The organism is Paenibacillus sp. 1-8, assembly GCF_056316205.1.
Genome location: NZ_CM149995.1, coordinates 1014763 through 1029330, shown reverse-complemented (window position 1 = coordinate 1029330; position 14568 = coordinate 1014763). Strand labels below are relative to the sequence as shown.

At 48.5% G+C, this 14568-nt stretch carries 11 protein-coding genes; 2 read left to right on the top strand and 9 right to left on the bottom strand.

Annotated features, from left to right (window positions below):
• Window positions 1-55: 55 nt before the first annotated feature.
• Window positions 56-1084 (bottom strand): WXG100 family type VII secretion target, encoded by a 1029-nt coding sequence (locus AC0WRU_RS04765; protein ID WP_476127438.1) that lies wholly within the window; start codon window positions 1082-1084, stop codon window positions 56-58.
• A gap of 198 nt (window positions 1085-1282) precedes the next feature.
• Between AC0WRU_RS04765 and AC0WRU_RS04760 the strand changes: the two genes are divergently transcribed.
• Together AC0WRU_RS04760 and AC0WRU_RS04755 are read left to right on the top strand one after the other, a co-directional pair.
• On the top strand, window positions 1283-2065 hold the full coding sequence (locus AC0WRU_RS04760; RefSeq protein WP_025684520.1) for a Cof-type HAD-IIB family hydrolase: 783 nt from the start codon (window positions 1283-1285) through the stop codon (window positions 2063-2065).
• A 78-nt stretch (window positions 2066-2143) separates the two neighbouring features.
• Window positions 2144-2932, top strand: coding sequence for a formate/nitrite transporter family protein (locus tag AC0WRU_RS04755; RefSeq protein ID WP_013308962.1), 789 nt, complete (start codon window positions 2144-2146; stop codon window positions 2930-2932).
• 102 nt (window positions 2933-3034) lie between these two features.
• Here AC0WRU_RS04755 and AC0WRU_RS04750 read toward each other — a convergent pair whose 3' ends face one another.
• The 8 genes from AC0WRU_RS04750 to AC0WRU_RS04715 all read right to left on the bottom strand — a co-directional run bounded on the left by AC0WRU_RS04750 (window position 3035) and on the right by AC0WRU_RS04715 (window position 14563).
• Window positions 3035-3280, bottom strand: coding sequence for an HPr family phosphocarrier protein (locus AC0WRU_RS04750; RefSeq protein WP_014279995.1), 246 nt, complete (start codon window positions 3278-3280; stop codon window positions 3035-3037).
• Between the two features lie 90 nt (window positions 3281-3370).
• Complete coding sequence (locus tag AC0WRU_RS04745; protein WP_476128573.1) at window positions 3371-4249, bottom strand: DL-endopeptidase inhibitor IseA family protein; 879 nt, start codon at window positions 4247-4249, stop codon at window positions 3371-3373.
• Between the two features lie 123 nt (window positions 4250-4372).
• The gene (locus tag AC0WRU_RS04740; protein WP_476127437.1) at window positions 4373-4606 is read right to left on the bottom strand and encodes a hypothetical protein; all 234 of its coding nucleotides are present in this window, start codon (window positions 4604-4606) and stop codon (window positions 4373-4375) included.
• Window positions 4607-4780: 174 nt separating this feature from the next.
• Entirely contained in the window at window positions 4781-6646 is a 1866-nt protein-coding gene (locus tag AC0WRU_RS04735) for a rhamnogalacturonan lyase (protein ID WP_476127436.1), read from the bottom strand.
• Between the two features lie 157 nt (window positions 6647-6803).
• Window positions 6804-7361 (bottom strand): SLOG family protein, encoded by a 558-nt coding sequence (locus tag AC0WRU_RS04730; protein WP_476128572.1) that lies wholly within the window; start codon window positions 7359-7361, stop codon window positions 6804-6806.
• Window positions 7362-7616: 255 nt separating this feature from the next.
• Window positions 7617-7955: an iron-sulfur cluster biosynthesis family protein gene (locus tag AC0WRU_RS04725; protein ID WP_025682678.1), complete on the bottom strand. Its 339-nt coding sequence runs from the start codon at window positions 7953-7955 to the stop codon at window positions 7617-7619.
• Window positions 7956-8429: 474 nt separating this feature from the next.
• Window positions 8430-9413 carry a Gfo/Idh/MocA family protein gene (locus tag AC0WRU_RS04720; RefSeq protein WP_476127435.1) on the bottom strand — a complete coding sequence of 328 codons (984 nt, stop codon included), beginning with the start codon at window positions 9411-9413 and terminating at the stop codon, window positions 8430-8432.
• A 179-nt stretch (window positions 9414-9592) separates the two neighbouring features.
• Window positions 9593-14563, bottom strand: a complete 4971-nt coding sequence (locus AC0WRU_RS04715; protein ID WP_476127434.1) for a DUF5724 domain-containing protein — start codon at window positions 14561-14563, stop codon at window positions 9593-9595.
• Window positions 14564-14568: the final 5 nt, after the last annotated feature.

Below are 14568 nucleotides of genomic sequence, written 5' to 3'. Positions count from 1 at the left end.
AACTGCCACTCACCTGTTCCAGAAAAAAAGACTGTAGATTTTATAGATACCACTTCTAGTTATAGTCCTCCCAGTAGCGGTATTCCATTTCATTCTCACCCTTGGTGACGATGATCATGTTTTCGATATGTCCGGTTTCCTTGTCGGTTCGGTAGATCATGGTGCGGGTTTCGCCTTCATCCGGTACAGAGAATAGCACCTTGTCACTGATCATGCCGCCACCGATACCGACGACGTGCTCTCCCCAGCCGGAGGCTGCACCTGAACTAATGCTCGAACCTGCTCCACCAACGCCAGTCCCACGCGACAAAATAAGACCTATGCCATACCCGGTGACGGTCTGGGCCGTTTTACCCAGAGCGTGCTCTTCAGCGGATTGGGTATGCTTTTGGACCCAGTAATCATATTTGTCGGTATTTTGCTGGTAGCTGACGACGTTACCTTTTTTATCTATGGAAATATCCGTTTTTGTGCCATCCTTACCTGTCAGCTCGGTGACGGCGACGAGAGAATCGGATGTGATCTTTGACGTTTCTCCTGTATTGTAATCTGTACGGGTCACCGAGTCCTCATATTGCAGCCGCACGGCGTTCATCTGGTCGTGGATTTTCTGCATAACCTGCTTGTCTCCAATCGCCTCGGCATCTTTCAGTAATTTCTCATATTGATGGTATTTATCGGCGTCGGCCTGATCCCAGTCATCTATGTTTTTGGGCGGCTCGGAGGCATCTCCAGCGTGTTTCCCGGCTTCTCCACCGCCCGCGGACGCTGCACTGGCGCTCATAGCCGCCGCTAATGCAGTCCAGAAGCCACGCGGGTTGTCATCCGTACTTCTAAACTTCGAAGCAATGCTTTTCAGCTCAATTTCAATGGATTGAACCTTGTTTAACACGGAAGAAAGCGTATATTTAGCCGTCCGATAGTCGCTATAAAAGCGATTTCTCTCCATACCGTCCCACTGGCTGTGAAGATTGTTCATTGTGTTATCCAGGCCGTTTAACTGGTTATACAGTGTTCCATGGGCATTGGCAAATTGGGAGGCCACGCTATCCAGTTGCTCCGGTGTGACTTGGATTTTCGTCATGATGATCACATCCCGTCTATGAAAATAGGAGATAGGCATTATTTTTTACAGTAATCCTTATTTTATATTGTAAGCTATAGAAGTCGGACATTCATGAGGATTTATACGTATTTGTGTATTCAGAAGCAGTTCCTTTGATATAATGAATCCATATGAGTTCATTTCGACAATACATTATTGAAAGTCAGGTGTAGGGACATGTCAGACAAAAAAATTATCTTTTTCGATATCGACGGTACATTACTGGACGATGACAAAAAAATGCCGCTAACGGCTGAAAAGGCTGTCTTTGCTTTGAAGGAGCAAGGGCATGAGGTGGCCATCGCCACAGGCCGTGCACCTTTTATGTTCAAGGAAATCCGCGAGCAGTTAGAAATTGATTCCTACGTTAGCTTTAATGGGCAATATGTCGTGCTTCGCGGGGAAGTCGTCGCTACCAATCCGCTGAACAGAGAGGCCTTGCAAGCGATGACCGATCTGGCACTCACACATAATCATGCGATCGTATATATGGATCATGCCAATATGAAGGCCAATATTCCTAACGATGAGCTTGTAGAGAAGTCAGTCCAAACGTTAAAGGCCAAGATTTCGGTTGGATACGATCCGCTTTATTTCCAGGGGAGAGATATTTATCAGACACTGTTGATGTGTACGGCAGAAGAAGAGCCCTTCTATGAAGCGGTATTCAAAGCTTTTGACTTTGTACGCTGGCATCCAAGCTCTGTGGACGTTGTTCCTCACGCTGGCTCCAAAGCAAAGGGCATCCGCGAAATTACGTCCAGACTTGGCATTGCCGATGAAAATCAATACGCTTTTGGCGATGGTTTGAACGATGTGGAGATGCTGACGGCTATACATAACAGTGTCGCGATGGGCAACGGCTGTGATGAAGCCAAAGCCGCAGCTAAAATGGTCACAAAACGCGCAGATGAAGACGGCATTTTGTACGGGCTGCAAAAGCTTGGTTTGTTAAGCTAACAGGATTGCTGACTGACTGGGCAATGTTTCGGGAAAAATAAGACTTACATCCGAGAAAATAGGAGGTTGTCGTTGGATATGGAGACGGAAGGCTTACGCAATGTCGAACAGCTAGCCATGAAGAAGTACAAAATTTACAAGCAAAGCCTGCTCCGGTATTTGGCGCGTTCCATGCTGGCGAGTATGTTCATCGGGTTCGGTGTTATTGTAGCGTTCAAGACGGGCAACTTTTTTTACATGGAGCATTCTCCATTCACTTATCCCATGGCGGCGCTCACGTTCGGGGCGGCTATCATTCTGATCGCATACGGCGGCGGCGATTTGTTTACAGGCAATACCTTCTATTACACCTATGCTGCGCTCCGTAAAAAGCTGCGCTGGGGACAGGTGCTTCGGCTGTGGGCTGCCAGCTATGGCGGTAATTTGCTGGGTGCGGGGGTATTCGCGCTCCTTATTTACTTAACCGGGCTGTTTGACTCCTCCAGCGTGAACAGCTTTCTACTGAACGTGGTGGAGCATAAAATGGAAGCGCCTGCAATGCAGCTGTTCTTCCGGGCTATTTTATGTAACTGGCTGGTCTGCCTTGCCTTCTTCGTGCCCATGTTCATGAAGGAAAATGGCGCCAAAATGTTTGCCATGATGCTGTTCGTGTTCTGCTTTTTCATTTCGGGATATGAGCATAGCGTGGCTAATATGTGTACTTTCGCCATTGCCCTCGTGCTGGACCATCCGGGTACAGTCTCTGTCGCTGGTGTGATCCATAATCTCGTTCCGGTTACGCTCGGGAATCTGGTTGGCGGTGTGCTGCTGATGGGAGTCATGTACTATTCGGTGAATCTCCCGTTTTTGGACGAGGAAGAACACTAAAAAAAGAAGCCGTGGGACTTAGGTTCCACGGCTTCTTTGCATTATTTTGAATTAGACATTTTGAATTAGAGCATGCAGCGTCTACAGGTGTTTACGTATCTGTTATCCTTCTTGAGCAGGAAAATGAATAAATTCCTCCAGCTCCTTGAACAGCTTTTTGGGATTAACGGTGTCAGGTACCACCAGAGTTAGCGGTTCATCCAGCTTTAGCACATACATGCCTAAAATGGATTTGGCATCTGCCATGCCGCTTTTGCCATGAATCCAAATGTCATAGGTATAATTCGAAACGATTTGATTGATTTTTTCAATATCCTTAACGTCTTTTACCTTGATGGGTGTCATCATTGCACAGCACTCCCCTGCGTTGAATTGGGACTTACGAAACAAGTCTCAACTTCACTTTACCCCATATGAAGCATGTTGCAAAATCTTAATTTAGAAAATGACATGCGGTGCGGAGCTGATTTTCCAGTAGCTGCCGACCTTTTCAAAATTTACGGTGATTTTCTCGTTCGCCTGCTTGGTTCCTGCCGGATAAGGCACGGTCAGCAGATAGCTGCGCTTCACCGGGGTCATCGTCACCATTTTCGCTGTAGCCCGGTTGAACTCCAGCAGGTTACCGCCATCTGCGTCCAGCTGAGCTAGTTTTCCGTTAATTTCAACGAAACACTTCCCAACAAATTGCTCACTGGCCTGCTTGGTGTAGGCCTGCGTCAGATAGCTGACCAGCTTGGTCTTCGTACCGATATCCTCGGACAGATAGCGGTAGCTTTTGCCGTTCCACTGGAACGATTCGCCCACCGTGCTACCACCGCTGATCGCGTACAGATAACGCGACTGCGCCTCCAGCACGAGCGGAATGGCGCTCTCGTGATTCAGCTTGTCCAGCTGCGTTGGTTTCACGCTGGTAGCCGCGGCCGCTACTGGCGCCGAAGTGGACGGCGGCTGCGGCTTGGACGGCTTCGCAGTCGACGGTGCGGACGGAGCAGCCGCTGGCGCTACCGACGCGGATGGACGCGGTGCCGGTGCAGACGGAGCTGCTGGTGTAGCGGCTTTGGCGGAACCTGCGGCTGCGGACGGGGCCGGGGACGATGCTGCTGGAACCGACGGCGCTTGTGCCGGGGCTGGCGCGGTAACCGACGCAGATGCTGCTGGTGCTGGCACCTTGGCTGGGGCAGATGCTGCCGGACTGGCAACGCCCGGTTGCGTCGCTTCCGCTGGAGCGGTCACAGCGGGCGCGGCTGCGGCGGCCTGTGCTACGCTCATAAGCGTAGCTGCGATGCACAGCGCGGATAGCTTCGTATTTATTTTCATACCTGTTTTCATCATTCGATGCACCTCCATAGTCATATGTCTGCATAAACTGCACACGTTTCTATTATAAGAATCTCGCTTCTCGATTGGGTTGCTAAATTGTTTCTATTTGCCTTTTTTTGTTCATTCTATACGAAGTTTGTCCGTATTTGCCGGGTGCGTTTCTTCTGACTGCTTCACTCGCTTTGCCTCCACCTCTTCCAGGGATTGTGACAGTTGCTTAACAGACCGGTCAAGCTGCTCCAATCTCCGGCTAAGGGTGACAAGGATATATTTTAACAGAATCAGACTTAATGCAGCAGGGAATCCGACATTGGTTACGAGCGCAATCATACCTTCCGTCGTTAGAGAAGTCACATATCCCGCCTCCTTTTTCATGCGTATTTTCACTAATAAGAACTAATGTTCCCATTTTTATAAAAGTCATACGTTGTCTTTTTTTGGCATGACAAAAAGAGCTCCGATCAACCCGGAACCCTTTCCGTTTTTGTTCATTCGCGTTTCATTTCGACCTGCAAATTGACCTGCAAATCAAGGGGTGTATATATTCGGCTGCGCGGGCTTGGACATCCCTTCTCCCAGATAAAATCCAGTGTGCGGCGGCTGGTTATAGACCACGTTCTGCCAAGCCACGCTCAGGCGGTACACCGGATCATGCATAAGTGTATAAAAACGATACTCTGACTCATATGGTGTTGTGTAGATACGCAGCGCCGAATTATCGCTTTTGCGCCAAATCACTTCCTCGCGCCAGTCTCCGAATAGATCGGCCTGCAAGGACGGTGTTCCTTTCGTTCCGTTATTGGAGCTGGTGCCTGTCGCCGTAAGCAAATTGGAAGTGGTTGAGTTCGTATAGTTCCACTTATCTATTTTTCCAGCGCTTGAAGAAGTATGGTCCAGCAGCTCACGCAGCAAGTCGCCATCCCACCAGATGCCAAAATTAATGGAGGACGGTAGCGTATTCGTAATAAGCTCTCCTTTAGCCGAACGCACGCCGATGCCCGGTGCCCATTGCTCGTTGCCCTTGGTACGCGGGTCAATATCTGCCGACATGCCTCTTCCAGTATCCTTACCTGTATTTACGCCCCATAAAATGTTTCCATTACGCGGGTCATACATGGCAGCGCCGTAAGTGGCGTTTTTGTCCTCGTTTACCTTGAACACTTCATAGCCTGAACGGTCTGGGTCCAGATCCCCAACATGAAGCGCATCGCCGTGTCCCATGCCCGTATTTGCTAGCTTGGTCCCGTTATCGTCCACCACCAGCGAGCCGTACACGATCTCATCCTTATCGTCTCCATCCACATCCGCCACGCTCAAGCTATGGTTGCCCTGTCCGGCGGTCCCGGCATTGGCGGAGCTGTTGCTATCAAAGGTCCAGCGTCGATTCAAGTTACCATTACGCCAATCGTACGCGACCAGAACCGTCCGGGTATAATAACCCCGTGCCATCACAATGCTGGGCCGTACGCCATCCAGATAAGCAACCCCGGCGAGAAAACGATCCACCCGGTTGCCATAATTATCTCCCCAGTTGGATACCGTTTCCCGTGGCGGCACATAGTCAATCGTGCTAAGTGCTTTGCCCGTATCGCCCGAGAACACGGTCAGAAATTCAGGCCCGTCCAAAATATAACCACTGGCATTGCGATAATCCGCCGAGACGTTGCCGATGATCACCCCTGTGCCATCTTTAGTGCCGTCTGCTGTTTTACATACGATTTCCGCTTTGCCGTCTCCGTCAAAATCATAGACGAGAAATTGCGTATAGTGCGCTCCTGCCCGAATGTTCCTGCCCAGATCGATCCGCCATTTGCGTGTTCCGTCCAGCTTGTAGCCGTCCAAAAATACATTTCCCGTATAGCCGGATTGTGAATTGTCCTTGGCATTGGAAGGGTCCCATTTTAACACAAGCTCATACTCGCCATCCCCATCCAGGTCACCTACACTGGCGTCATTGGCATGGTACGTGTAGCTGACATTATCCGGAGTTGTACCTCCCGCTGGTTGCTGGATTGGAACATCCAGATTGTTGTTGCTCCAGACTTTTACCGCCAGAGAAGCAGCCTGTTCTGCTCCATTCACTATGGCACGAACAGTGTAAGATGATGAGGTCGTACCTGCCTTGTCCAGAAAGTTGGTTTTCGACGTAATCGGCGCAGCATTGACCTTACTTGTCCCTCTGTACAGATTGAAGCCGGCCGAATCCGCTTCCGTGCCCAGCAGCCGCCAGCTCACCAGCACGCCCTCCGGCACCTTGACCGCGACGGCTCCCCGGTTCAGCTTTTCCATTTGCCTCGTAGAGGCAGCAGAAACCTGGCTATCCATCGGGGTGACCACTCCACTCAACATTACACCGAGACAGAGCAACACAGTATACCGAAACCTTTTGTTCATCTGAATCCTTAGCTCCTTTCATGGTTTGTATTTTCAATAAATTTATTTTATCTGACTGATAAATTATTGTTGTTTAAATTTTATGATAGCGCTTACATAAAAGTAAAGGAACGAATACGTCCTTTTTGTTCACAAATCCAGATAAATGCTTTAAAAATCAGAGGTCCATGAATAATCGTTCTTCATCCGCTATGCTCTGGATATCCTCCGAGCTGATGCTGATATACCGATAGCCTTCTGCCTGTTGTTTTGTTAATGCCAGCTCTTTCATAAAACGCGGACTGCCCTCTGCCGCATCCTCGTCATAAACGAGCAATAAACCATCGGTTTTGCGGAAAAGCAGTTCATCCCGTGCCTTGAGCTGCCATATTCCCTGATAAGGCTGGCGGCTGACTACTCCCACATAGTCAACTCCCTTACAGATCTGCTGAAAATACTCCTTTTTGTCCTCCTTCCACTTTTCCTCCATATTTTGATAGGCCGCCATAATGGAGCATTTTAAGTGAGGATATTGCTGCTTCAGTGAAATTGCCACTTCACAGGCCCACAGATCCACCCCGTACTGACCGGGGGTAATAATCCACTCCAGTCCTTCTTCAATCAGGGGAATGAGCCTGCCTGTGATCGCCTTTTTGATATACGGAATGCCTTCGTGCTTTTGGTTGAAAATATTCAATTCATGAGCGCGGTAGCCCGAAACGAGCAAGTTTTTCATCATCTCAACGTCCTTCTCGAATGATCATAATGGTTATTGTACCACTTACAAAGAGGCCACTACATAACTTAGTTCTTTGGAGGGCTGAGTGAATACGTCCAAAAAGACGAACTTCGCTCCATATTTGCTGGATGAGGTTCGTCTTTTGGGATTCGATATCTGTGCCGTTGCTGCTTACTATCCCGAAAACGGATTTCATACTCGCAATAGTCGTCTCCGTTTACATTACATTCTTCCCCTAGCATCCAGCACTCTTCAAGTGGCCGATTTGACACGCACATCTTTAATTCTAATGTTGCTGCTGAATAGGCCCGCATCGCTGCTCAATTTAAACGACGGATAATTAGGGTCTGCCTCAAGCCTCATTCTACTGTCGAATTGCTGCTCCTGCTGTCGGTCTACAAAAAAAGAATAGGGCTCGGACTGAATGACTATATCGGTAGCATCGGGCGCAGTGACCACCAAGATGACAATTACGCCGTTACATCCACAGCCCTCTGTGTCATAAAACAACTTAAATACTCCCGGTTGTGCTGAAAGCGCGCTTGCTAATCGTTCAACTGACAATGGGTCCAACTGTAATTGTATATCCATGAGGCTATTCTTCTCCTTTATACATGAATGCTTGGAACCGCCGATTCCAAAAGGGCTAATTTAAACATTGTATATGTATACATTATAGTTTTCAATATACTTGTGTGACTGCACTCACTTTTTGAACGATTGAGTGATGGGTGGTCCCGAACCAATTCTGAACAATGCTAAGAGCACACAAAAAAGAGCACACAACCACACCGCGACAGTTGGTACAGCCACCATTTGTCGGGCCGCTGGATGGATCAAGCGCCACGTTCCAGAACAGAAGCTACTCCCTAGGGCCAACATTTATTTTCATAGAAAGAGAGCGTTAACAATTCAGTTAACTGACGATATAGTTACATTTTTGTCGCTTTTATATGACCCACTCATTCCAGCGCTCATATGAACATTTTTAACAAAAAAGTCCAAAGAGCTTCAAAAGCTCTCTGGTCTTTAAGTGGTTTATTCTTTATTCAATTCATAATTCAATTACTCAAAAGGATACCGAAGCCCCCACTGTGCGCGAATCTGATCCATCAGCTTCATAATACCCAGTGATTCATCCAAAGATATCGTGGTACTTTCGAGCAAGCCTTCATTCAGGCAACGCCCCACTTCTTCTGCTTCAAAGGCATACCCTGTGGAAGCTCGGTCATCCTGAAAGGTTTGTGCCTCTTCGCCGTCCACATGTAAAGTAGCCGACGTGCTATTCAAGAAAGATGGAATGTGGATATATCCCTTTGTGCCATGGATGTATGCCTCATTCGTCAGTCCGAGACGAACTGCCCCGTTAAGCATAGCCGTGCGCCCGTTTCCGTAATCCAGCAGGATGGAGAACGTCTCGTCAACACCCGTTTCCCCAATATGAGCTGTACTCCATACATGCTTGGGTTCAGGACCAAACACCATCGAAGCAAAAGATACCGGATAAATCCCCGTATCTAATAAAGCACCTCCGCCCAAATCGGGGTTCAGTAGCCGTCCCTCGGGATTCCAATCTACGCGAAAACCAAATTCCGCCTTAACCAGCTTCACCTCACCAATTCGTCCCGCATGTATCCACTCCCGCACTTGGCGAATCGCAGGCAAAAAGCGTGTCCACATCGCTTCCATCAGGAACAGCTTATGTTCACGCGCAAAGCCGATCAGTTCCTCCAGTTCCCCGCTATTCACAGTGAAAGGCTTCTCACACAGAACGGCTTTACCCGCCCGAAGAGCCGTCAGAACATTTTCTTTATGAAAAGGATGAGGAGTGCCTATGTATATAGCATCTACCTCGGGATCTTGAGCCAGTTCCTTGTAGCTTCCATAAGCGCGTGCAATTTGATGCTTAGCTGCAAATTCGGTAGCGCTTTCAATAGTGCGTGATCCAACAGCGTACCCTTCCCCGTTCGTAACATGCGCCAAATCCGCGGCGAATTGATCTGCAATCCATCCCGTGCCGACAATTCCCCATTTGATCTTCTTGCTCATACTCGTGTCCCTCCCTGCAATATGGTCAACGTTGACTTACATAACCTCCTTTATTCTAGCAAACGCCTGCCAGGAACAAAAGAATTATCTGGCATAAAAGATGAAGCCCCGCCACACGGATCTGCATGGACGGGGCTTCACGTTACTTCAAAATGAATCTCTATATCACAGCTTCTATCCTACGCCTGAAGCTGCGTAAGAATTTGCGGGTCCTTGATTTTCTGATCCTCAGCCAGCAGTACAATTTTGGATAAAATCTCGGCTGTTCTTGGATCTTCATCCAGGAACGGCAGGAAGATGCGCCCACGATGCTGCGAATGCACCGGAATGATATGCAGCGCTCCCTTCGCCTGCTTGTAGACACCGCCGCTTCCCAAATGCACCGCATATTCACCAAGGCTGCCGTCTACACGCGCATAATTGCCATCCAAGCGTACATTACTGATTTTCAGCAAACGCAGCGATTCCTGCACAATAACGCTACGCATTTCAATGGTCGTAAGACTGGCTTCCGGATCAACGCCACCCACATGAGCAACACTGACGACCAAATCTACATCCCGCATGACTTCCGAGAACAGCACTGGAGGAACTTCCTCCAACGTCACACTCTTATACGTTGTCCGATCAAAGAATTGCACCGTCTCCAGTGTAGGAGCCTCCGTATCGGCTGGTGAGAACCAATCTGCCATCGCGTACAGGTTAGCAATCAGGTTTTCGGCATAATACACCTTCTGGAGTCCTTCCTCATAGCTGACCGTCCACTGGCGACCTTTCAGCAGGGCTACCGTTTTATTCGGCTGTACCTGATGTCCTGCATATCGACGGGAAACGGTGGCACTTGCACGTTCATCTGCATTCGGCAAATACAGCTCACGGAACACCTGTTTAAACGGCTGCCGAATCTGGCGGTCAAATAAATCCTTCTGGAAGTCGCTCCAACGACCACTTTCGTACAAATGGAGCGGATGAGCGATGATCAGCTTGTCCTCTTCACCTACGGGATACTGTTGACCCGAAGGATCAGCCAACCCTGATGTATCTTCATTGAAATATCCCAAGCGGTCTCCAGCCTTGAAAACTAGCGTTCGCACCAACGGAGCAAGCACAGGGTTGCCTAATAATCCCGTTAATTCCTTTACCATAAAGGCCGTGCCGGACTCCATAGAGCGTTCCAATTCCTTGCGGGCTCTACGGTACTGGTCCACCAGATCGCCTTTAAGCTCCTTCAACGCAGCAACATACTCATCCTTCTTGAAGCGAGCCGGAATAGATTTCAGCGTCTTCCCTTTGCTGACAATCTCAATATCTGCCGTTCCTTCTTCATCAATGACCAACTGTATCGTTGTGGCCTCTTCCAAAGCATGTGGCTCAAAATAAGACCGAAGATCCTCTAGCTTACGGGCTTCCATGTCCCACACGAGCCGGGTTACATCATCATAACCTGCATTACGTGCCAAATTCCCAAGCGCAATTCGTGAAACCAGAGCTTCACTGGCCTTACGCTGTGCCCCGAATTTTTTGCTCTGTTCCAGAAACTTCTGGATGAAGTCATAACGTTCCCGTACATCTGGTTCAGGAGGTTTGGCAAGAGGAATCAGACTGTAGGTCAGCAAATGTTCCTTGTTCCGTTTGTCTTCCACCGACTTTTTCATTTCACTCAGTTTCAGCTTACCCAGCGTCGCATCCGCAAATAGCTGGGATCGGCGATGATTGGCTCCGGCCGAAATATATTTGGCACAGTCGTAGAGCAGATCAAAACGTTCCTCGCCCAACGTCTCATAGGCTTCGTGAAACCAGTGAATATCGAAGGCTCCATCATTAAAATCCTGCGGAGCAATCGGCGAATAATGAGCCACAATCGTTTCCTTCTCGGCGGAAAAACCTTCATTAATATGCGCATGGAAGTACCATGCAGCACTGCGAAGACCTTCCCATCCCAGGTAACCTGCTACAATTTCAATCCACTGTGGAGCATACATTGCCGCCTCCAGCAGACGTTTATCCGTAATTTTAGCGTTACTCAGCTTTTCCTTCAGCAAAGCAGAATCCTCGCCATCACGCGGATAACATGCCTTGAGCAAGTGGCTGAACGATTCCTTTTTGGTAATACGATCGCCGTAGCCATACACATAACCACGCACGAACGTTTCCTTATCGAGTCCATCCAGAATATGGATGAAATAATCCATGCCTTCAATTCGGCTCAATCCCATCACTTTTGGCGTGGCCTCGGTAGGCAAATCACCTCGAACCAATTCAACCTCCAGCAGTCGGTCAATAACCGTACGCCGTATTTCTAAAAATTCCGGATTGCTGGCAATCCATGTATTGCGGGCATTCGTTAAGGAACTCATATGTCTTCTGCTGTCACTGCCAGCCAACAGTTCCCGATACACTTCTCCTACACCGATCAGCCCTTTTTCATACGCTTTAAAATAATCCTCCAGATCGAGCGGTGAATAAAAGTGATTTAATACGCCTGCCAGTTCATTATAGTTAACAAAAGTATGGAAAAAACGTTTAAAGGACTCATCATCATATACACGCCCTCTCTCCAACCCGATCCACGGGCTGGACAGCAGGTGCAGCATTCCCATGTCCTCAGCAGGTCTGTCCTTCGGCATAGCTTGCATCAATGTATTCAACGAGAAATCAATGGTATCAAAGGTTTTCTCGCCAGGAGTGTCCAGAAAATAAGCATTAATCAGCGTGCTTACCTGATTGTTATACGTCAGCTCTGCTATCCATCGCTGCATCTCGTTAATTCGATCCAAAGGATACATTTGTTCAGCGAAATCTTTACGCCATCCTTCCAGCAGCTTGTGCTTGCTCAGTTCTGAATAGTCCATGTTATGATTGGAGAAATAACGGTAATAGCGGTCAAGTGTTTGATCCATAGACTCCAATCGGTCATATAAAACAAGCTCTAGCAGTTCACTGGCTTCCATGTCGCTCTCCTGCAAATAACAACTCCATTCCTCGTGAAGAGGATATAAAGACAGCATGGAAACCGCTTCCTCATTAGGCTGAGCCAACCGCACGGTACGAAAATTAGCACCGATTAGCAGCGTTTCTTTGTAACCCGAATAATACTCAGCGGTATATTCTACATCACGGTGCTGGTGGACAAGCTCATTCAGTCCGTTCAGGAACCGCTTCATCTTCTCCAATGAACCCACAAAAACATCACTCAACCGGAAATCCCCCAGATCCGGCTGTTGCTCCAACCAAGCCTCCTTGGCAGCAGGCTCGTACAAGCCAAAGCCGTTTGTCCCCGTATAAGCATCCTCCTGCCCCAGCTTGGACAGCAGTTGTTCTTCCTTAGCCGTCGGCTGCTGGATAATATCTGCTAAAGACTGGAGGGTTTCATACTGCTCGGCACGCTCGGGGTCTGCATAGATCTTCGTCAATATTTCCAGTCCGCCCAATCGTTGCAGCTCCGCCTTTGCTCGAAGCAACCGTTCCAACGAGCCATTCAGAGACTTATCGGGCTGTACCAGCAGCACACCAATGACACTTTGCCGCAGGGAACCCGTCTTGAGCTTCAAGAGCCCCTCCATCTGCTGCATTTCTTCTTCCGCCAGCGTCAGCTTGCGTGCCTTGGCAACAGCGAACTCGCGAATGCTCATACTTTTATCAGACAGACTGGCAAAAATAAAGTCGCGCTGTACCTTATTATCCGGGTTCTGCACAAAATGATTAAGCAGCTCGCCACGCAGATCAGGGCTAATCTGATCCTTCAAAGCTACGATTTCACCGATCCAGGTCACGTCCATGTCATAACTGGCGAGATACAGCATTTTTTGAATCGGTGCATCTGAACGGTGATAAACGTTTACAAAATCCAATACCTTGGAGGGCTCGGTAGACTCGCCTTTTTTCATCTGTGCAAACAGAGCATGAAGTCGCTCAAAATCCTTACGCCGCTCTTCTTTATTTTCCAGTAATGGAGTACGCACCACTTTAACGATCCGATCGGCGACCGTTCCACCTTCTACCCATTCGTAAAAATAATTACTTGTATAGTTCGTCAATACCCAATATTGAAGCTCCGGGTTCGTCTCATTCAGATATTCTCTGGCAATCCCCAGACGCACATCTTTGTTTTTAGTGTTAGAGAGTACATAAAGCGCCACAATCTTCTGATAAGGTGCTCCCTGTTCCATGACTTGCCGAACCTGTCCATACAGATCACGTTCCTCATGTACTGCTGTAGCCCACAAGCTCATATATACCTCATTGGCATTCGCGCTAGTCAGCCATTCCTGACGTAGCCCGCTATTCGTCAGTGCTTCATACGCCTGCTCGATCAGTTGGCGAACCACCCGCTGATTAGCAGACTCCAAGCCCATACCTGTCCATACCGCAAGCGCCCGTACCACTGAGCTGTAACGAATGAAACCCTGGTCGATAATCACCTTCAACAGATATACAAGAGCCTCCGGGGTTCCTTCATCCATTTGTTCCACGACGCTTTGGCGCAATCCCTCCTGAAGCTTGGCAGCTGCCAAAAGCTCGCCGATCATATGGTAATTCTCCTCTTGATGGCTCAAGAGCATTCCTTTAATCATGGCACGCGTAAGAAGCGCAGTCTGGTTATCGCCATAAATAATACCTTTTAGCGCCTCCAAGACCTGCGGATTACCGTTGTCCAACTCATAGGCTATCCAATCACTAATCGTCTCTTGAATCCGATAGTCATTCCCATGTTCATAATCCTTTTTCGTTAAATAATCTATAAGGGAGAAGCCGATCCAGTCCATTCGGATAAGCTGCACCATTCTTTTATAAATCCGCGAAGTATGGAATGTGATATCCGAGGTACGGAACGGTTTACGCTCATACCCTGTACTGTAAGGATATTCAGTCACATGCTCTGTTATATATGCAAACACATCCCCGGCCGTTGTTCCAATCAACTGACGCAGCACCTCTGCCAGTGGCTTAAACAGCGGCTCTCCGCTTGCTTCTGCCTGTACTTTTAATATGCGCTGGCATTCGTTAAAAGGCTCCTCATCCTCGCGTATGTAATGAATTCGACCCAGTTCCATAACATGTTGGGCCAATTCCTGTTGTTGTCCATCCAGTTGCGCCGCGCGCCCCTTCAGTTCGGTGAAATATTCCTGCTCATTTTTCTCCTGATGCATATTTC